The organism is Variovorax ginsengisoli (genome assembly GCF_030486595.1).
GTDB classification, from domain to species: domain Bacteria; phylum Pseudomonadota; class Gammaproteobacteria; order Burkholderiales; family Burkholderiaceae_C; genus Variovorax; species Variovorax ginsengisoli_B.
In genome coordinates this window covers 1-19819 of the sequence record NZ_JAUJZH010000047.1, presented here as the reverse complement: position 1 = coordinate 19819, position 19819 = coordinate 1, and the positions used below count along the sequence as shown (strand labels likewise).

The 19819-nt window shown below is 69.4% G+C and carries 20 protein-coding genes; 13 read left to right on the top strand and 7 right to left on the bottom strand.

From position 1 onward, the window contains the following. The first annotated feature begins 37 nt into the window (after nt 1-37). From QZH52_RS36385 to QZH52_RS36340, 10 genes are all read left to right on the top strand, one after another. Entirely contained in the window at nt 38-1717 is a 1680-nt protein-coding gene (locus tag QZH52_RS36385; RefSeq protein ID WP_301816167.1) for a sensor histidine kinase, read from the top strand. Nucleotides 1718-1944: 227 nt separating this feature from the next. Next, nucleotides 1945-2973, top strand: a complete 1029-nt coding sequence (locus QZH52_RS36380; protein ID WP_301816166.1) for an ABC transporter substrate-binding protein — start codon at nt 1945-1947, stop codon at nt 2971-2973. A 3-nt stretch (nt 2974-2976) separates the two neighbouring features. Then, nucleotides 2977-3759: an ABC transporter ATP-binding protein gene (locus QZH52_RS36375; RefSeq protein WP_301816165.1), complete on the top strand. Its 783-nt coding sequence runs from the start codon at nt 2977-2979 to the stop codon at nt 3757-3759. Between the two features lie 11 nt (nt 3760-3770). Further along, complete coding sequence (locus QZH52_RS36370) at nt 3771-4619, top strand: ABC transporter permease (RefSeq protein WP_301816164.1); 849 nt, start codon at nt 3771-3773, stop codon at nt 4617-4619. 61 nt (nt 4620-4680) lie between these two features. Further along, the gene (locus tag QZH52_RS36365) at nt 4681-6060 is read left to right on the top strand and encodes an FAD-dependent oxidoreductase (protein ID WP_301816163.1); all 1380 of its coding nucleotides are present in this window, start codon (nt 4681-4683) and stop codon (nt 6058-6060) included. Further along, complete coding sequence (locus tag QZH52_RS36360; protein ID WP_301816162.1) at nt 6057-7223, top strand: CaiB/BaiF CoA transferase family protein; 1167 nt, start codon at nt 6057-6059, stop codon at nt 7221-7223. The genes QZH52_RS36365 and QZH52_RS36360 overlap by 4 nt, the downstream gene beginning before the upstream one ends. Further along, nucleotides 7220-7996: an enoyl-CoA hydratase-related protein gene (locus QZH52_RS36355; RefSeq protein ID WP_301816161.1), complete on the top strand. Its 777-nt coding sequence runs from the start codon at nt 7220-7222 to the stop codon at nt 7994-7996. Before QZH52_RS36360 ends, QZH52_RS36355 begins: the two co-directional genes overlap by 4 nt. Before the next feature lie 24 nt (nt 7997-8020). Continuing rightward, entirely contained in the window at nt 8021-8359 is a 339-nt protein-coding gene (locus QZH52_RS36350; RefSeq protein WP_301816160.1) for a 4Fe-4S dicluster domain-containing protein, read from the top strand. Nucleotides 8360-8386: 27 nt separating this feature from the next. Next, nucleotides 8387-9301, top strand: a complete 915-nt coding sequence (locus QZH52_RS36345) for a LysR family transcriptional regulator (RefSeq protein WP_301816159.1) — start codon at nt 8387-8389, stop codon at nt 9299-9301. Nucleotides 9302-9350: 49 nt separating this feature from the next. Beyond that, nucleotides 9351-10112 (top strand): SDR family NAD(P)-dependent oxidoreductase, encoded by a 762-nt coding sequence (locus QZH52_RS36340; protein WP_301816158.1) that lies wholly within the window; start codon nt 9351-9353, stop codon nt 10110-10112. On the opposite strand, the gene QZH52_RS36335 is transcribed toward QZH52_RS36340, so the two are convergent. From QZH52_RS36335 to QZH52_RS36315, 5 genes are all read right to left on the bottom strand, one after another. After that, nucleotides 10087-10731, bottom strand: coding sequence for an ATPase (locus tag QZH52_RS36335; protein ID WP_301816157.1), 645 nt, complete (start codon nt 10729-10731; stop codon nt 10087-10089). The two genes, QZH52_RS36340 and QZH52_RS36335, sit on opposite strands and share 26 nt — an antisense overlap. Nucleotides 10732-10741: 10 nt before the next feature. Beyond that, nucleotides 10742-11113, bottom strand: a complete 372-nt coding sequence (locus tag QZH52_RS36330; protein WP_301816156.1) for a hypothetical protein — start codon at nt 11111-11113, stop codon at nt 10742-10744. A 128-nt stretch (nt 11114-11241) separates the two neighbouring features. Further along, nucleotides 11242-12087, bottom strand: coding sequence for a tetratricopeptide repeat protein (locus tag QZH52_RS36325; RefSeq protein WP_301816155.1), 846 nt, complete (start codon nt 12085-12087; stop codon nt 11242-11244). Then, a complete protein-coding gene (locus QZH52_RS36320) occupies nt 12084-13043 on the bottom strand; it encodes an MlaD family protein (RefSeq protein ID WP_301816154.1) in 960 nt (319 codons plus the stop codon). Before QZH52_RS36320 ends, QZH52_RS36325 begins: the two co-directional genes overlap by 4 nt. Nucleotides 13044-13144: 101 nt before the next feature. Further along, nucleotides 13145-14722, bottom strand: coding sequence for an AMP-binding protein (locus tag QZH52_RS36315; RefSeq protein WP_301816153.1), 1578 nt, complete (start codon nt 14720-14722; stop codon nt 13145-13147). 160 nt (nt 14723-14882) lie between these two features. On the opposite strand from QZH52_RS36315, the gene QZH52_RS36310 reads away from it, so the two are divergent. Genes QZH52_RS36310 through QZH52_RS36300 form a run of 3 tightly spaced genes read left to right on the top strand, consistent with a single transcriptional unit; the run spans nt 14883 to nt 18498 of the window. Next, nucleotides 14883-15788, top strand: a complete 906-nt coding sequence (locus QZH52_RS36310) for a dienelactone hydrolase family protein (RefSeq protein WP_301816152.1) — start codon at nt 14883-14885, stop codon at nt 15786-15788. A 42-nt stretch (nt 15789-15830) separates the two neighbouring features. After that, a complete protein-coding gene (locus QZH52_RS36305) occupies nt 15831-16757 on the top strand; it encodes an alpha/beta fold hydrolase (protein ID WP_436411668.1) in 927 nt (308 codons plus the stop codon). A gap of 19 nt (nt 16758-16776) precedes the next feature. Next, nucleotides 16777-18498 carry an IlvD/Edd family dehydratase gene (locus QZH52_RS36300; protein WP_301816150.1) on the top strand — a complete coding sequence of 574 codons (1722 nt, stop codon included), beginning with the start codon at nt 16777-16779 and terminating at the stop codon, nt 18496-18498. A gap of 16 nt (nt 18499-18514) precedes the next feature. On the opposite strand, the gene QZH52_RS36295 is transcribed toward QZH52_RS36300, so the two are convergent. Together QZH52_RS36295 and QZH52_RS36290 are read right to left on the bottom strand one after the other, a co-directional pair. Next, nucleotides 18515-19540, bottom strand: a complete 1026-nt coding sequence (locus tag QZH52_RS36295) for a YeiH family protein (RefSeq protein WP_301816149.1) — start codon at nt 19538-19540, stop codon at nt 18515-18517. A 6-nt stretch (nt 19541-19546) separates the two neighbouring features. Further along, nucleotides 19547-19819 (bottom strand): porin (locus QZH52_RS36290; protein WP_301816148.1); only part of this gene is annotated, 273 nt, incomplete at its 5' end.

The window sequence follows — 19819 nt, the reverse complement described above, 5'->3', positions numbered from 1 at the left end:
GCCGTCCCGCTCCGCAGTCCTCCGCCTCCTGACAGGTTTGGCCGTCATCGCTGCCATCCTGCTGCTGACCCTGGTCGCCTGGTGGTCCACGCTGCCCCTTCGCGACGCGGTCATCGAGCGCGCGCACCGGGAGACGCAGCTCGAGGCGCTGAGCCTCTCCGAGCAGCTCTCCGCCGTCGCCCGCAGCGCCATTTCCAGCCTGAACGCCATCACCGAGTCGATCCAGGAGCGCGGCGGCCCGCGCCAGCTGCCCGCCGCGGCGCTGCGCGCCGAGCTCCAGCGGGAGGCCGGCGACGAAGTCGGCACGCAGGCGATGTTCGTGGTCGATGCCGACGGCAAGGTGGTGGCGAGCGCCGGGTTTCCGGAAACCCACGAAGGCCGCTCGCTGCTCGACCGCCCCACCATCGCCTATCACTTCCAGCATCCGACGGAGCTCCGTGTCCGCGTCGGCCGGGCCCACTACTCCGAATTGACCCGCGGCTGGATCCTGCCCGTTTCCCGCATCATCGCGTCGCCCGAGGGAAAGATGCTCGGCGTCGTGTCGGTGGCGATCAACCTCTCGCACATGCGCGAGCTCTACGAGCAGATGGAAAACCTGCGAGAGGCGAGCCTCTCGATCATCGGGCGCAGCGGAGAGATCATCTTCCGCTATCCCTTCGTCGAGCGCGCCGTCGGCTTCAAGCTGCCCGGCGGGCGTTCGTTCTCCGAAGGCACGGGCACCTACGAAGCGGCGAGCCCGATCGACGGCATCACGCGGATCCTCAGCTACCGGCAGCTCGACGACCTCGATGCGGTGATGCTGGTGGGCTTTCCGCGCGACCAGGTGCTGGCGGCCTGGCGCGACGTCGCGCGCGAGCGGATGGTCTGGACCGCCTCCAGCCTGAGCCTGCTCGCGCTGCTCTGCGGCGGGGGGTGGCTGGCATGGAACCGGCAACGCCGGCAGCTGCGCATGATCCGGATGGACCACGCGACCAGGGAGAATGAGCTGCGCGAGGAAGCACAGACCATCGAGCGTTTTTCCGTGGCGCTCTCGCAGAGCGTGAGCGAGCCGCTCAGCCATCTGCGGGGCCTGCTGCAGACCGGCGTCGACGGCGCCGCCACGGATGCGCCGACCGACGCCCGGCGGGATGTCCTCGCGTCGACGATCAGGATGGAGGGGCTCGCCAAGGACCTGCGCGCGCTCGCACTGGCGCGGGACAAGCCGATCAAACGCGAGGACCTCGACCTCTCGTCGCTGGCCCATGCCGTGGCTCGGGCGCAGCAAGCCGCGGATCCGGGGCGCACGGTCGATTTCCGCATCCAGGCGCAGATGTACGCGACGGCGGATGCCGAATTGCTGAAGGTGGTGCTGGCCAGCCTCGTCGGCAACGCCCGGAAATTCACGCGGGACTGTCCGCACCCCATGGTCACGGTCGGGGCCCACACGGGGCTGAACGAAACCACCTTCTGCGTGCGCGACAACGGGCCGGGCTTCGACCCGGCGGACGCGCGCAGCCTGTTCAAGCCCTTCCATCGGCTTTCGAATGCCGCGTCGTTCGAAGGACACGGCATCGGGCTCACGACCGCGAGGCGCATCGTCGAGCGCCACGGCGGGCGCATCTGGGCCGAGGGTCGAAAGGGCCACGGTGCCGCCTTCTTCTTCACGCTCCAGCCGGCGCTGGCGATCAGTACCAGCAGCTACCAGGCCGCCCGCAGGGAACTCCAGAATCTCGGCTGAGCCCCGGGGGCATCCGCTCGGGCCGCCATCGCGGTTCTCCCACCCCCCTGGAGACCTTCGCTTCATCCGGAGAGGGGCGCGCGCGCCCTGCATTCAGGGTTTCTACCGGCGCTAATTTTTAGATCGCCCGTCTCTAAAAACGGTGCTTTGCGAGTTCGCCTGCAGCTTCTAAATTCCGGTCACGCCATACGGCAGACGACCCGAATCCACAAACCAGGAACTCCGTCATGAATCACTCTTGCGATCCCGCACGCCGCCGCCTGCTCAAGACCTCGCTTGCCGCCGGTGCCTTCGCCGCCGGGGGTTTTCTCTCGATCGACGCGCTGGCCCAAGGCAAGACGCGCATCAACATGCAGCTCGGCTGGATCCCCAGCGTCAACCAGGTCGGCGAGGTGGTGGCCAAGCGCCTGGGCTTCTACGAGCAGGAAGGCATCGAGTTCGCGATTCAGCCCGGCGGTCCCAACATCGACGGCGTGGCGATCGTCGCCTCCGGCCGCTACGAAGTCGGCCAGGTGTCGTCGAGCCCCTCGGTGATGCTGGCCGTTTCGCAGGGCCTGCCGATCAAGTGCTTCGCGGTCGGCGCGCAAAAACACCCCTTCACCTTCTTCTCGCTCGCGAAGAACCCGGTGCGCAAGCCCGCCGACCTGGTGGGCAAGAAGGTGGGCATTCCGTCCACCGCCGGCATCCTGCTGCGTGCGCTGCTCGCCAAGAACAAGATCGCGGAGAAGGACGTGACCGTGGTCACCGTCGGCTCGGACATGGCGCCGCTCCTGACCGGGCAGGTCGACGTGGTCACCGGCTGGCTCACCAGCACCACCGCGCTCAAGGCGCTGGGTCCGGATCGGATCGATCTCACGCTGTGGGACGGGGGCGTGCAACTCTACGCACTGCCATACTACGCCACCACCAAGACCATCGAGACCCAGCCCAAGGTGCTGGAGGCCTTCGTGCGGGCCACCTCGCGCGGCTGGCAGCATGCCAAGGCCAACCGCGACCAGGCGGTGGACCTGCTGGTGAAGGAATACCCCAACCTCAAGCGCGAGGACGAGCGCGCGGCCATCGACGTGATGCTCGAATACGCACTGGGCGGCGCCGCGCAGACCCAGGGATGGGGCACGATGGACCCGGCGGTCTGGCAGTCGCAGATCACGACCTACGCCGAGCTGGGCCAGTTCACAGCCCGCACGCCCAAGGTCGACGACGTCATCTGGCTCGGCGCGCTCAAGAGCACGGTCGAAGCCCGCGTGAAGGCCTGAGCCATGGCTGCCGTGTTCAATGACGCCCCCGCGATCTCGTGCCGCGATGTCGGCATGCGCTTCTTCACCGAGCGGCGCGACGTCACCGCGATCAAGTCGCTCGACCTCGAAGTGGCGCAGGGCGAATTCCTGACGCTGCTCGGGCCCTCGGGCTGCGGCAAGTCCACGCTGCTGCGCGTGGTGGCCGACCTGCTGGCGCCGAGCCGCGGCAGCATCAGCGTGCTCGGCGCCACGCCCGAGCAGGCGCGCCAGCGCCGCGACATCGGCTTCGTGTTCCAGGACGCGGCGCTGCTGCCCTGGCGCACCGCGCTGCAGAACGTGCAGTTGCCGCTGCAGGTGGGCGGCGGCGCCGGTCGCAAGGGCCGCCGGTCGCCGCAGGAACTGCTCGAACTCGTCGGCCTGAAGGACCGCGCCAACGCCTGGCCGCACGAGATGTCCGGCGGCCAGCGGCAGCGCGTGTCCATCGCACGGGCGCTGGCGAGCGATCCGAAGATCCTGCTCATGGACGAGCCCTTCGGTGCGCTCGACGAGATCACGCGCGACCGTCTCAACGAGGAGATCCGCTGCGTCTGGAAGGAGACCGGCGTGACCATCCTCTTCGTCACCCACAGCATCCACGAGGCGGCCTTCCTCGGCCAGCGCGTGCTGATGCTGGCCGCCAATCCCGGGCGGGTGCGGGAGATCGTGCTGGTCAACCTGCCGGAAGACCGCACCCTGGACATCCGCGAGACCCCCGAATTCGTGCAGCTGACCGGCCACCTGCGCCGCGTGCTGGAAACCTGCTGAAGGCCGCCGACATGACCACCAGTTCCCTCGAAACCCCCGTGACGGTGCGCGCTTCCGTGGCCGCCGATCCCGAACACGCCGCCTGGGCCGCCGCGCGGCGCCGCAAGCTCTGGCGACGCCGCATCCTGCCCGCATTGGGCATCGGCGGGCTCGTCGCCCTGTGGTGGGCGGTGATCGCGATCTTCGACGTCAAGCCCTTCATCGCGCCCTCGCCCTGGGCGGTGCTCGAGACGCTCTACGCCAAGCGCGCGGTGCTGCTCGACAACCTGATCCCCACCGCGCTGGAAGCGGCCGGCGGCTTCCTGCTGGGCAACCTCGCGGCCATCGCCATCGCCACGATCTTCGTGCACAACAAGACGCTGCAGGACATCTTCTTCCCGGTGGTGCTGATGTTCAACGCCATCCCGCTGGTCGCGAAGGCCCCGGTGCTGGTGCTGATCATGGGCAACGGCATGGAGCCCAAGATCACGATCGCTGCGCTGGTGTGCTTCTTCCCGACGCTGGTCAACATGGTGCGCGGGCTGGAGTCGGTGAACCCGCAGGCCATGGAGCTGATGCGCGTGCTGTCCGCCAGCAAGACCGAGATCTTCTTCCGGCTGCGGCTGCTCAATTCGCTGCCGTACCTGTTCTCGGCCCTGCGCATCGCGGCCTCGATGAGCGTGATCGGTGCGGTGGTGGGCGAGTGGGTCGGTGCCACCGTGGGCATCGGCGCCATGATCCTGCAGGCCACCTTCAACTTCGACTCGCCGCTGCTCTACGCCGCGATCGTGATGAGCGCGACCTTGTCGGGTCTCTTCTTCCTGCTCGTGACCGTGGCCGAGCGTCTCGTCATCCGCTGGCAGCCCGAAGGCAGCCACTGAACCCCCAGGAGCACGGCGCGCCGCGCGCCGCTCCGTTCCCCCATCAATCAAGGAGATAGTGATGAGCCGTATTGGCGATTGGATGCATGAGAGCGCGCACGATGTTCGTGTCGCAGCCGAATCGGACGTGGTGGTGGTCGGCGGCGGCCCCGCCGGCCAGGCGGCAGCCCTGGCGGCGGCGCGCAACGGCGCCAGCGTGACCCTGCTGGAGCGCTACAACCACCTCGGCGGCCTCGCTTCCGGCGGCATGGTGCTGGTGCTGGACGACATGTGGGACAGCCATCTGCAGGAGATCTCGGTGCGCGGCATCTGCCTGGAGATGATCGAGCGCATGGCCGAGCGCGGCCTGGCCGAATACCCGAAGCAGAAAGACTGGGGGAGCCTCCCCGAGTCGGTCCGCCGCTGGAAGCGCTGGGGCACCTTCGACTTCCACAGCAAGGAGAAGCCGCATCCGATCTGCTTCGCGGCCGCCTTCGACCCGGACGCCTTCAAGCGCGCCTCGCTCGAGATGGTGCTGCAGGCCAATGTGAACCTGCGCCTGCATTCCTGGTTCTCCCGCACGCTGGTGGAGGACGGCCAGGTCAAGGGCGTCATCTGCGAAAGCAAGAGCGGGCGCGAGGCGATCCTGGGCAAGGTGGTGATCGACGCCACCGGCGACCTCGACGTGGCCGCCTCGGCCGGCGCGCCGCACGTCAGCGGCGCCTACATCGTGACCACAGTGTTCCGCCTCGGCGGCGTCGACACCGAGGAAGCCGAGCGCTTCGAGCACGAGGAGCCGGCCGCCTTCCAGGCGATCGACCGCGAGGTCAAGCACCTGCTGGGCGGTGCCTGGGACAGCTGGTGGCTCAAGACGCCGCTGCCGGGCGTGGTGTGGTGCAACTGCCCGCACATGGCGGGGCTGGACGGCCTCAAGGTGGCCGACCTGACGCGCGCCGAGGTGCAGGGCCGCGCCACCATCCACAAGGTGATCGAGTTCATCCGCGCGAAGCTGCCGGGCTTTGCCGACTGCTACCTGATCGACCTCGCGCCGCAGACCGGCGTGCGCCAGACCCGCCTGCTCGAAGGCGAGTACGTGATGAGCAAGGACGACGTGACGCAGCGCGTGCGCTTCGAGGACAGCGTGGCGCGCGGCCGCGACTACTACTACCCGTATCGCTCGCTGGTGCCGCGCAGCGTCGAGAACCTGCTGGTGGCGGGCCGCCACTATTCGTCGACCTCGGCGGCGCAGAAGATCTCGCGCGAGATCCCGCCCTGCATGGCGATGGGCGAGGCCGCCGGCACCGCTGCCGCATTGGCGCTCGACGCCGGCGTGACGGTGCGCAAGGTCGACGTCGCGAAGCTGCAGCGCACGCTGCGCGCGCAGGGCGCCGACCCGGGAGACCAGAAGGGCCCGAACGCCGACGTGCCCGAGATCGCACGTTCCTTCGCGGAGGCCGCATGACACACACGACCAAGACGCTGCCGCTGGCCGGCATCCGGGTGATCGACTTCACCCAGGTGATGATGGGCCCGGTCTGCACGCAGATGCTGGCGGACCATGGTGCGGACGTGATCAAGATCGAGCGCAAGGGAGCGGGCGACCTGAGCCGCTCCACCTTCGCGCCGGTGGCGGGGCATGACAACCCGATCTTCTGCAGCCTCAACCGCAACAAGCGAAGCTGCGAGATCGACCTGCGCGACCCGGCGCAGGTGGAACTGGTGAAGGCGCTGATCGCCGATGCCGACGTGGTCACCAACAACTTCCGCGCCGGCGTGATGGAGCGCCTCGGCCTGGGCTACGAGGACTGCAAGCGGCTGAACCCGCGCATCATCTACGCGGTGGGCACGGGCTTCGGCGAGAGCGGGCCGTATGCGCACAAGGGCGGCCAGGACGTGCTCGCGCAGGCCCTGACCGGCGTCATGGCGCGCCGCGCCGATGCGTCGGTGCCGGTGTCGATCTATCCCACCGCGCTGGCCGACTACACCGCCGGCATGCACATGGTGCAGGGCATCCTCTTCGCGCTGCTGCAGCGCGAGCGCACCGGCGAAGGGCAGAAGGTCTCGGTGTCGCTCTACAACTCGATGCTGGCCATGCAGATGCAGGAGGCCGCGATGATCATGATGGAGGACTCCGAGGTGAACTGGGCGGCGATGCCGCTGTCGGGCGTCTTCCAGGCGCAGAACGGCGCGCTGGTGCTCGTCGGGGCCTTCAAGGCCAACCCGCTGCGCGACATCTGCGCCGCGCTGGAGATCGACGACCTGTCGCTCGACCCGCGCTTCTGCGACCTGCAGGGCCAGTTCAAGCACAAGGCCGAGCTGCACGCGATCTTCCGCGAACGCTTCGCGAGCAACACCCGCGAGCATTGGCTGGCGCGGCTCGAGGCCCAGGACCTGCTCTCCGCGCCGGTGCGCGACATGCGCGAGGCGCTGGTCGATCCGCAGACCCTCCACAACGAGATGATCCTCGACGGCGGAACGCCCGACGGCCGTCCGCTGCGGTTCATCGCGAGCCCGATCCGCATGTCGGGCGCGGCCACCGGCCTGCGCCGTGCGCCGCCCCGGCTGGGCGAGCACACGGACGAAGTGCTGGACGAAGCCCGCGCACTGAGCGAGGTGGCCCAATGAGCGTCATCTACGAGGTCAAGGAGCACGTCGCCCGCGTCACCATCGACCGGCCCGACGTGCTCAATGCGGTCGACCTGCCGACCGAAGCCGAACTCATCCGCATCTGGGACGACATCGAGCGGCGCGACGACGTGCGCGTGGTGGTGCTGACCGGCGCGGGCGAGCGTTCCTTCAGCGCCGGCGCCGACCTGAAGAACACCAGCAACCTCAAGGGCGTCGAGTACTGGGCGGCCAGCCGCCCCGGCGGCTTCGGCGGCATCGCGCTGCGCGACACGCTGAACGTGCCGGTGATCGCGCGGGTCAACGGCTTCGCGCTCGGCGGCGGCTTCGAGATGGTGCTCGGCTGCGACCTCGTGGTGGCCTGCGAGGAAGCCAGCTTCGGCCTGCCCGAGCCCTTGGTCGGTCGCCTGCCCCTGGATGGCGGCATGCTGCTGCTGCAGCGCCAGATCCCGTATCGCCAGGCGATGGGGATGATGCTGACCGGCCAGAGAGTCAAGGCGCGCCTGGCGCTGGAGATGGGCCTCGTCAACGAAGTCGTGCCGCGTGTCGAGCTCGACACCGCGGTCGAGCGCTGGGTGCAGCAACTGCTGGCCTGCGCGCCGCTTTCGCTGCGCGCGATCAAGCAGGTGGTGCGCCAGACCGGCCAGCTCTCGCCGGCGCAGGCCCACGGCATGCGCCTGCCCGCACTGGTCGCCGCGTTGCAGTCCGAAGACTCCAACGAAGGCGTGCTGGCCTTCCAGCAGAAGCGCAAGCCGCGCTGGCAGGGGCGCTGAGGCCGGACGCGAAGGGACGACACCATGGCCCATGTCATCACCACCGCCTGCATCGACTGCAAGGACGGCGCCTGCGTGCCCTGCTGCCCGGTCGATTGCATCTACGAAGGCGCCCGAACTCTGTACATTCATCCGGATGAATGCATCGACTGCGGCGTTTGCGTGTCGGCCTGTCCCGTGCAGGCCATCTACGAAGAGTCTCGGCTGCCGCCCGAGCTCGCGCATTTCACGGCCATCAACCGCGAGTACTTCGGCGACGCCGTCAGCGGCCTGGGTTCGCCCGGCGGCGCGGACGGCCGGGCGAGCGCCTGCGACCATCCCGGCATCGCCAGGGCGCTGCCATCCGTCGGAGCGATGGCGTAGTGCGCAGCGGGGCAGGAGGGCCGGCTGATGCATGCCAGCGTCCTGAAGTACTTCATCGAAGTGGCGCAGTGTGGCTCGGTGCGCAAGGCGTCCGAGCGGCTCTATGTGGCGGCCAGCGCGGTGAACCGGCAGATCCACAAGCTGGAGGACGAGCTGGGCGTCGAGCTGTTCGACCGCATGCCCAACGGCCTCCGGCTGAACCCGGCCGGCGAGCGGCTGCTCAAGCATGCGCAGGAAACGCTGCACCAGTTCCAGGTGATGCGCACCGAGCTGGATGCGCTCAAGGGCGAGCGCACCGGCCACGTCAAGGTGGCGGCGATGGATTCTTTCTTCGAGGAGCTGCTGCCGTCGGCGGTGGAGGAGTTCCTCCAGATCTTCCCCGCGGTGACCTACACCATCACCTCCACCCAGCCCATGGAGGTGGCCCAGATGGTCATGGCCGGCCAGGCCGACGTCGGGCTGACTTTCCTGGGGCGGCTGCCGGGCGGCGTGCGGGCCATGAACGTGGCGCACCTGCCGATCGGCATCGTGATGCCGCCGGGGCATCCGCTGGCCAGCTTCGATACCGTGTCGCTCAAGGAGTGCGCGAAGTATTCCTTCCTGCGCTCCAGCTCGCATCCGGTGATCAGCGCCGCGTCGTCGCCCGAGTTCGCCAGCTTCTGGGACGACATGGAGCCGGCCGCCACCTGCAATTCAACGCCCTTGCTCAAGCGCCTGATCATGGGCGGCAAGGGCATTTCCTGCTTCTCCAAGATCGCCTTCATCGAGGAACTCAAGCGCGGGGAACTGCTCTGGCGGCCCTTCGAACTGGAGGCGCTCAACGGAATGAAGGTGGGCATCGTGGTGCCCACGCAGCGCGTGCTGCCGCACGTCACGCAGAACTTCGTCGGCCGCATGGCCCGGCGACTCACCCAACTGGAAGCCATCGCCGCGACGCTCTGAAGATGCCCGCCGTGGTGGCCTTTGCTTCAACCCCTGAAAGAGCTTCACCATGAACGATCTGAAGAACAAGGCCGTCCTCGTCACCGGCGCCAGCACCGGCATCGGCGCAGCCGTGGCACGCGCCATGGGCAAGGCCGGCGCCCGCGTGGCGGTGCACTACCGCGGCAGCCGGGCGGAGGCCGAGGCCGTGGCGCGAGACATCCGGTCGGCCGGCGGCGAGGCGCTGCTGGTGCAGGCCGACGTGATGGACACGAACGCGGTCGACCGCATGGTGCAGGCGGTGCACGAGGCCTTCGGCCGCATCGACATCCTGGTCAACAACGCCGGCGGCTTCGTCAAGCGCTCGCCCATCGTCGATGCGGACGACGACTACATCGACGCCGTGTTCCGTCTCAACGCGCGCTCGGTCGTGGCGGTGAGCCGCCGGGTGATCCCCCTCATGGCGGCGGGCGGCGGCGGGGCCATCATCAACGTGACCACCCAGGCGGCGCGCACCGGTGGCGGGCCGGGCGCGGGGCTCTATGCGGCCTGCAAGGGATTCGTCTCCACGATCACGCGCACCATGGCGAAGGAACTGGTGAAGGACGGCATCCGCGTCAACGCGGTGGCGCCGGGCGTGATCGAGACGCCGTTCCATGACGGCCATTCGAGCCCCGAGGTGCTGAAGAACTTCGCGAGTGCCATTCCGATGGGGCGGCTGGGCACCGCCGAGGAATGCGTCGGCGCCTTCATGTTCCTCGCGGACGCGCAGGCCAGCGGCTACGTCACCGGCCAGATCATCGAAGTCAACGGCGGGCAGGTGATGCCCTGAGGGTCAGTGCGGCCGCCACCACCGGCTTGGCCCATTGCGGCACTTGGTCGAGCGCGATGTGCGAGGCGATCTGCCCGCCCGCCATGTGCAGCACCAGCACGGGTTGGGGCTTGATGCCGGCCTTCGGATCGCCGTCGATGCTGTTGTCGTACACGCGCAGGCTTGCCAGGTGCGGAAGCAGCCGGATGAGGTTCGCGCGGCTGCTCACGTAGCGGGCGCGGATCTTGTCCTCGGGGATGTCGTGGCCGCCCGCAATCACGCGTTCCTTGACGCGCTCGATGTGCTTCTCGGGTGAATCGAGCCCGGCGTACCAGACGTGGACCTGCGCACCCTTGCGCGCGCCGGCGAGCAGCATGTCCGGCAGCGTCCGCGCGCCCAGCGTGGTTTCGAAAGCGAAATTGAGGCCCTCGGCCAGCGCGCGTTCGAGGCCGGCGCGGCCCATTTCCCAGGCCTGCGCGTTGGCCGTTTCCTGCGTGAGCGCGGGATCGGTGTCCAGCAGCGTGCGCGCCGCGAGATCGGGATTGAAGCAGGGGACCTTGCGTGCCTGGAGCGCTGCGCCGCCAATGCTGCTCTTGCCGGCTCCGTTAACGCCCGCGAGAACGAAGATGCGCGCGGTCATTGCCCGGGGATCACCTCTTGGCGGACTTGCCGCCGCCCGTGGCGCGGACCGCCGCCTTGCCCAGTTCGGCCGGGGACATCGCGAAGGCGTCCTCCATCGCCGCGGCGGCTTCGTCGCCCTGCATGCGGGCGAACATGTCGTCGAACTGGCGGGTGAGCGCATCCAGGTCGGGTTCGGCCGCCTGTTCGAGCGCGAGATAGCGATCGATCGACATCAGCACCATGGCCGGCTCGTCGTGGCGGGTGACGACCACCGCGCCGTGCGTCATGACGGCGCTGGTGACCTTCTGCATCCCCGCGACCAGATGGGTGGCCGAGACGGCCGGCAAGCCGCGCGTGAAACGATCGAAGGCTTCGGGACGCGAATTGCGCGTGATGGACATGAGAAGCTCCGTTGGATCTCCAAAACACCCGTTTTAACCGATTTGGCTATTTTAGGTATTTTCTGGGAAATCCGGGATCAGGCCCCGGGTGCAATTTGTTGCCGCCGCCGGATCGGCGGCCCGGCCGCCTAGCGCGGCGCCGAGGCCATCAGCTTCGCGGTGCGCTCGGCACCCGCCTTGTTGCCGGCCGCCAGCGCCACGTCGTGGGCCCGGCTCCAGTAGTCCCTGGCGAGCTCCGGCCTGTCGGCCGACGCCTGGCCCAGCAGCAGCAGGTCCTGGTAGATCTTCTCGCTCGCACCGGCCGCCTTGTCCAGCTTGAGGGCCTCCTCGAGCGGCGCCACGGCCGCGGCGGGCGTCTTCAGCGCGATGCAGGCGCTGCCCTGCAGGCGCAGGGCGTTGGCGCGCTCGAGCGCGTCGTCCTTGGCCAAGGCGCCGTGGGCCTGCTGGGCGAAGCGAAGGCCTTCTTCGGCGCGTCCCGCGGTCAACGCCAGATAGGCCTTCAGGTTGAGGATCTTGCCTCTCACGGCGCATCGGCTGCCGCAGAGCGTGTCGGCCCGGTCGAGCGCTTGCGCGGCACCGGCGCGATCGCCTGCCTGGACCGCCATCGCACGGCGCAAGGCGGCCTCGGCACGGCGGTCGTTGCCGAACGCGAGCCGGGGTTCGTCCAGAACCCCGTCCAGCTGCTTCAGCGCCTCGTCCTGGCGCCCCATGCCGAGGTAGACCATCGACAAGTTGAGCCGGGCGACGGCGATCGCATCGTCGTCCTCGATCGACTGCGCGACCTGGAGCGCCTGCTCGAAATAGGTCAGCGCATGCGGCAGGTCGCCGGCCTTGTAGCGGTCCATTCCCTGGGTGTTGAAGCCCTGGGCCCGGATCTGCGCCGTCGAGCGCGCGGGCGGCGTCGAGCAGGCCGCCAGCAGGCCGGCCGCCACGACGCACACGACGACGGCGGCCCTCGCCGGTGCGCGACTCATTGCGCGTCCCCCGGCAGCGGCAGGCCGCCGATGCTGTCGATCGGCAGCGACTGCGGCGTGGTGGCGGTACCGGTCAGCCAGCTGATCGGCCAGGTCTGGCGCGCGTCGCTGACCATCTGGTTGGTCTGCGTCGCCGCCGCCTGGACCTGGTCGAGCACGCCGGGCAGTCTTTCGGCGGCCTGCGCCGCCATCGCATGCACCTCGGCGCTGGCCTGTTGCGAAGTGGCCGCCGCCTGCTGGACCTTCTCGATCACGGCCGGCGCGGCGTCGGCCACCACCCCGAGGGTCTGGTTGGCCTTGTGCAGCGTCGTCGCCGCGCCGCTCTCGACGGTCTTCACGGCCTGCTGCGCCTGCTGCAGCACCTCGCCGGCCTTCTCGGCGATGGCCGGGATCTTCGACGCCGCCTCCTGGCCGGCCTTCAGGGTCTGCTGGAACGGGCCCTCCGGATCGGTCAGGCTCTCAGTCAGCTTGCGCGCATCGGCGATCGCCGGCATCAGCGCGGCCTGCATGTCCTGCGCCAGCTGGCCCGTCACCCGGGGGCGCTCGAACGCCAGCACCTCGCCGGAGGCCACCGGTTGCGCACGGCCGCCGCGCGGGGCCACCAGCTCGATCGCCGGCTTGCCGATCGCGTTGTCCTGGACCAGCCTGGCCCGGGTGCCCTTCGGAAACTCCGCCATGTAGTCGCGGCCGATGCCGAGCTCGACCCTGACGCCCTGGTCGCCGGACGGCGCCGACGGGGCCAGCAGGATGCTGCGCACGCTGCCGATCACCAGGCCGCGGGTCGTCACCGGCATGCCCTCGCTCATTCCGGCCGCGTCGGGGACCTCGACGAAGAGCTGGTCCTGGCGGCTGAACAACCCCTGCTGGTAGGCGATCCAGGCCAGCAGGGCGGCGATGACCAGCACCAGCAGGGCCATGGCGGGGCCCGTCCAGCGCCGCGTGTCGGGATTTGGCATCGAAGGTCCTCCGTGGGGTGACAGTGAGAGCTCACAACGGTCACGCATGCTAGACCATCGGCCAGCGCGCGTGGAGGCGTCGCTTTGCCTGACGGGCACGGTCAGCCGCGCATGCGCACGGCGTCCTGCTGGCGCAGCACGCGGCGCAGGATCTTGCCGGCCGGCGTCTTCGGAATGGTCTCGCACAGCACCACGTCGCCGAGTTGCTTGTAAGCCACCACCCGCTCGGCGACCCAGGCCTTGAGGTCCCCTGCGGCCAGGGCGCCGCGCGCCACGACGTAGGCCACCGGCATCTCGCCGGCACGGTCGTCGGGCCGGCCGATCACCGCGGCGTCGGCCACCTGCGGATGCGTGTACAGCAGGGCCTCCAGCTCTGCCGGGGCGACCTGGAAGCCCTTCACCTTGATGAGCTCCTTGAGCCGGTCGGTGACGGTGAGGTAGCCGTCGGCATCGATGGTGACGAGGTCGCCGGTTCGGACCCAGCCGTCGTCGGTGAAGGTCGCCGCGGTGGCTTCCGGCTGGTTCAGGTAGCCCTTGAAGGCCTGCGGGCCGCGGAACCACAGCTCGCCGGACTGGCCGCGCGCCACGTCGGCGCCGGTCGCCGGATCGACCACCCGCGCCTGCGTCCCGGGCAGGATCTGGCCGCTGGTGCCGGCGTGGATCCGGTCCGGGTGGCTCACGGTCACGCAACCCGAGGACTCGGTCATGCCGTAACCCTGCAGCACCTTGCACTTCAGGCGTTCGGCGACCTTGTGTTCCAGCGCGGCGCCGAGCGGTGCCGCGCCGCTGCCGATCACTTCGAGCGACGACAGGTCGAAGTCGTCCACCATCGGGTGCAGTCCGAGGAAGTGCATCACCGGCGGCACCACGGCGAGGCGCGACACGCGGTAGGTAGCGATCGCCTTGAGGAAGGCTTCCGGCTCGAAGCGCGGCACGGTCACCAACCGGCAGCCGGCGACCAGCCCGCACAGCGTGATGATGGTGAAGCCGAAGATGTGAAACATCGGCAGGAAGGCCAGCAGCACCTTGTCCGGCGGGTGCGCATAGGCCTGCAGGTACTGGCTCACGTTGGCGACGATGGTGGCGTGCGTCAGCATCACGCCCTTGGCCATGCCGGTGGTGCCCGACGAATAGGGCAGCGCGGCCAGCGCGTCGGGGTCGATGTCCGGCGCCGGTTCGGGATCGGTGCTGGCCATCAGCGACGCGAAGGCCAGCGCGCCCGCGGCTTCGCCCAGCACCACCACGGTGGCCCCGCCGGCCAAGGCCGCGGCTTCGCGCACGGTGGACAGCAGGGTCGGCAGGGTGAATACGAAGCGCGCGTTGGCGTCGCGCATCTGGTGCGCCAGGTCGGCCGCCCCGTACATCGGGTTGGCGCCGCTCACCACGCCGCCGACAGCCATGGCGCCGAGCGCGGCGATCGGCCACTCCGGCGAGTTCGGCGCGAACAGCAGCAACACGTCGCCGGGCTTGAAGCCCTGGGCCGCCAGGCCCGCCGCGAAGCGGCCGATCGCGTGGTCCAGCGCGCTGCAGGTCAGTTCGCGGCCACTGGCGGCGTCCACCAGCGCGACTGCCTCGGGCCTTTCGCGCAAGCGCCGGCGAACCAACGCCGGCACGGTGGTCCGGGGCAATTCACCCGTGAGCGCAGGTCCTTCGATGATGCCGTGGCTGCTGTGGTCCATGTGCGTCCTCCTTGGACGCGCCGTCGAGGCGCCGGCGCCGATATCCGTCGCGCCGCACGTTACGCGCACCCGCGGGCGGCGTCCAGACCCCGCGCGAAGGCCGTCGCACGCCATTCGGATTTGCGGCTTATGCTCCGGGATCTTTTTCCAAGGAGCACCGATGCAGCCTCGCCTCACAGCCCAGGACTTCGACCAGGACTTGCTCATTCTTTTCGACGCCTACGTCCACGGCAACCTGGACCGAAGGGGCTTCCTCGGGCAGGCGCAGAAGTTCGCCAAGGCAGGCGTCACCGCCGCCGGGCTGCTCGCCGCACTGAGCCCCGATTTCGCGGCCGGCCAGCAGGTGCCGCCGAGCGACCCGAAGCTCAGGACCGAGCGCGTCGACTATCTCTCTCCCGCCGGCAGCGGCACCGTCAGGGGTTACCTGGCGCGCCCCGCCGCCGCCGGCGCCACCCGCCTTCCCGCCGTGCTGGTGATTCACGAGAACCGCGGCCTCAACCCGCACATCGAGGACATCGCGCGGCGCCTGGCGCTCGACGGTTTCATGGCCTTCGCGCCCGACGCGCTGTCGCCGCTGGGCGGCTACCCCGGCGACGAAGACAAGGCCCGCGACGCCTTCGCCAAGCTGGACCAGGCCCATGCGCGGGAGGATTTCGTGGCCGCCGCCAACTGGCTGAAGGCGCGCCCGGACGCCACCGGGAAGTTCGGCGCGGTCGGCTTCTGCTACGGCGGCGGCATCGTCCATGTGCTGAGCACGCGCATGCCCGACCTGAACGCCGGCGTGCCGTTCTATGGCAACGTGCCGGCGCCGGCCGAAGCCGCCAAGGTCAAGGCGCCGCTGCTCGTGCACCGGGCCGCCGTCGACGAGCGCATCAATGCGGCATGGCCGGCCTACGAAGCGGCGCTCAAGGCCGCGGGCGTCAGCGTCAGTGACTTCCAGTATCCGGGCACGCAGCACGGCTTCAACAACGACACGACGCCTCGCTACGACGCGGCCGCGGCCAAGCTCGCCTGGGCCCGCACGATCGAGTTCCTCAAACTGCAACTGGGCGGCGCCGCCGGCTAGCGCGTGTTCACCCTCATCCCCTGGAGCTTCACAAACATGACCATCCGCCTTGCGTTTTTCCTGGCCGCCCTGCTCGTTGCCGGGCTCTCGCTGGGCCAGGCCGCCGCCGCGCAGCCCGTGCTGCCCAGCGGCTTCAAGACCCGCACGGTCGACGCGCAGGACGGAACGAAGCTCTTCGTTCGCTCCGGAGGCGCCGGCCCTGCCGTCGTCCTCATCCACGGATTCGGCGACACCGGTGACATGTGGGGGCCCCTGGCCGGGCAACTGGCCAAGACGCACCTGGTCATCGTGCCCGACCTGCGCGGCATGGGCCGCTCGGCCAAGGCGACCGGCGGCTACGACAAGAAGTCGCAGGCCGTCGACATCCGGGCGGTCGTCACCGCCTTCAACCAGGACCATGCGGCGGTGGTCGGCCACGACATCGGCACCATGGTCGCCTACGCATACGCGGCGAGCTATCCGGACAAGGTCGACAAGCTGGTCGTGATGGACGCGCCGGTGCCCGGCATCGCGCCCTGGGACCAGATCATCCTGTGGCCCGCGCTGTGGCACTTCAATTTCGGCGGCCCCAATGCGGAGCGGCTGGTGGCGGGGCGCGAGCGCATCTACCTCGACCGCTTCTGGAACGAGTTCGCCGGCGACCCTTCAAAGATCGATGAAGCGACCCGCCGGCACTACACGAAGCTCTATGCCCAGCCCGGCGCTATGCGGGCATCCTTCGCGCAGTTCAACACCATCGCGGCGAAGGATGTCGCGGACAACATCGCGTTCTCGCGCAACAAGCTTCCGATGCCGGTGCTGGCCATCGGCGGAGAGAAGTCCTTCGGCGCCAACATGGCGACGGTCATGCGCAACGCGGCCACCAACGTGCAGCAGGAGGTGGTCCCGAACGCGGGGCACTGGCTGATGGAGGAAAGCACCGAGACGACGGTCGGCCTTGTCGACAAGTTCCTCGCCGTACCGCAATAGGGTCGCCCACGCGAGCGCCATGGCCCCGAATCCGACCGGCCTCAGGAAGGGCCTGACCAGCTACGGCGACCCGGGCTTCTCCCTGTTCCTGCGCAAGGCCTTCATCAAGGGCGCGGGCTACACAGACGGCGCGCTCGACCGTCCGGTGGTGGGCATTGCCAGCACGGGCAGCGCCTACAACCCCTGCCACGGGAACGCGCCCCAGTTGCTCGAGGCGGTCAAGCGCGGCGTCATGCTGGCCGGCGGCCTGCCGATGGAATTCCCGACGATCTCGATCCACGAGAGTTTTGCCGCCCCCACCAGCATGTACCTGCGCAACCTCATGTCGATGGACACCGAAGAAATGGTGCGCGCCCAACCGATGGACGCCGTGGTGCTGATCGGCGGCTGCGACAAGACCGTGCCGGCGCAGCTGATGGGCGCGGCCTCGGCCGGCATCCCGTCGATCCAGCTCATCACCGGCTCGATGCTGACCGGCAGCCACCGCGGCGAGCGCGTCGGGGCCTGCACCGACTGCCGCCGCTACTGGGGCCGGTTCCGCGCCGGCGAGATCGACGACGACGAGGTGGGCGAGGTCAACGACCAGCTGGTCGCGAGCGTCGGCACCTGTTCCGTGATGGGCACGGCCAGCACCATGGCCTGCATCGCCGAAGCCCTGGGGATGACGGTGCCGGGTGGCGCCTCGCCGCCGGCGGTCACCGCCGACCGCATGCGGGTGGCCGAACAGACCGGCACCCGGGCCGTGCAGATGGCGCGCGACGGCCTGTCGATCGACAAGGTTCTGACCCCGGCCGCCTTCGAGAACGCGATGCGCGTGCTGCTGGCGATCGGCGGCTCGACCAACGGCATCGTCCACCTGACCGCGATCGCGGGCCGCATGGGCCTGGACGTCGACCTGGACGCCCTCGACCGCGTGGGCCGCGAGACGCCGGTGCTGCTGGACCTGAAGCCGTCGGGGCAGCACTACATGGAGGACTTCCATCGCGCCGGCGGCATGGCCACCCTGCTGCGCGAACTCAGGCCGCTGCTGCGGCTCGACGCGCTGACCGTGACCGGCCGCACGCTCGGCGAGGAGATCGAGGCCTCGGGGCCCGGCTTCGACCAGGACGTGGTGCGGCCCATCGCGCGCCCGATCTATCCGCAGGGCGGCATCGCGGTGCTGCGCGGCAACCTGGCCCCGGGCGGCGCGATCATCAAGCAGTCGGCGGCGGACGCCCGGCTGATGGAGCACGAAGGCAGGGCGGTCGTGTTCGAGAACCTCGAGGACCTGGCCGAACGCATCGACAGCGACGACCTGGACGTCACGGCCGACGACGTGCTGGTGCTGAAGAACATCGGCCCCAGGGGCGCGCCCGGCATGCCCGAGGCGGGCTACCTCCCGATCCCGCGCAAGCTCGCACGGGCCGGCGTGAAGGACATCGTGCGCATGTCCGATGGCCGCATGAGCGGCACCGCCTTCGGCACCATCGTGCTGCACATCACGCCCGAGTCGGCCATCGGCGGGCCGCTGGCCCATGTGCGCAACGGCGACCGGATCCGCCTGAGCGTGCGGGCCCGCGAGATCGCCCTGCTGGTGTCCGACGAAGAGCTGGCGCGCCGCGCCGAGGCCTCGCCGGTGGTGGCGCCGACCGCCGGGCGCGGCTACCGCAAGCTGTTCCTGGAGACCGTCACGCAAGCCGACCAGGGGGTGGACTTCGACTTTCTGCGGGCCGCGAAGACGATGGGGAAGGTGCCGGAGTAGACGCGCCAGCGATCGCTCACCCCGGCGCGGCGCCGCCCCAGTGCAGCCAGGCCATCACGAGCAGCGCGAGGAACACCGTCTCGCCGACCATCAGGGCGATCGGCTTCCATCCCACCGTGGCAAGTTCCTTCAACTGGGTCTTCATGCCGATCGCGGCGATCGACGTGACGAGGCACCATTGCGAGAGGTCCATGCCCGCCCGGGCGACGGCCTTGGGCACCCAGCCCGTGCTGTTGACGGCGACCAGCAGCGCGAAGGCCAGCGCGAACCACGGCAGAAGCGGCGGGCGCGGGCCATCGACCGCGCCGCCCTGGTGCGCACGCGTCAGGAAGCCCGCGAACGCGATCACGGGCAGCAGCATCGCGACACGCAGCAGCTTCACGAAGGTGGCGGCGTCGCCGGTGGCGCTCGACATGCCGTAGCCGGCACCCACCACCTGGGCCACGTCATGGATCGTGGCGCCGAGGAAGATGCCGGCCTGCACCGGATCGAGGCCCGCCGCGCGCACGATCATCGGATAGACGACCATCGCCAGCGTCGACAGCGCGCTGACGCCGATCACATTGAACAGCGTGGCGCGATCGCGCATCGGGTGGTGCGGCATCGCCGCGGAAAGCGCCATGGCCGCCGAGGCGCCGCAGATCGCGACCGAGCCGCCCGTGAGCAAGCCGAAGAAGCTCCGGTAGCCCATCAGCCTGGCGACCCCGATGCCCAGGCCGATGGTGAGCGCCACCGAGGCCACCACCATCCCCACCGGATGCCAGCCCATGGCCACGATCTGGCCGGTGGTGATGCGCAAGCCCAACAAGGCCACGCCGATGCGCAACACCTGGCGGGCGGTCCACTCGATGCCCGGGGTGCAGGGGCTGTCGGCGGAAAGGAAGTTCATCGCCATGCCGAGAAGCAGTGCGAAGAGCATCACCGGCGCGCCATAGTGCTGCGACAGGAACATCGCAGCGGCGGCCACGACGACGCTGGCGAGCACGCCGGGAAAAAGTTGGCGTCCGAGCGCTGGCCAGCCGGCCAGGGTGAGTGCGGTCATCGGCGGTCAGAAGATGTGGCGGATGCCGAGGTCGTAGCCGGTCGACGACTGCGCGGTCGGCACGAAACCATTGATCGGCTTCGCGTAGAAGGCCGGCCCGCCCACCGTGAGGTCTGCGCCGTTCGAGTTGTCGATCCGTGCCACGGTCGCGTACAGGGCCGTGCGCTTCGACAGGTTGTACACATAGCCGAGGGCGAACTTCTCCGACTTCGGATCCGGCGACAGGCCGGGGATGAGCTGGTTCAGGGCGGTGACGTTGTTGTACTTGACCTGGGTGTA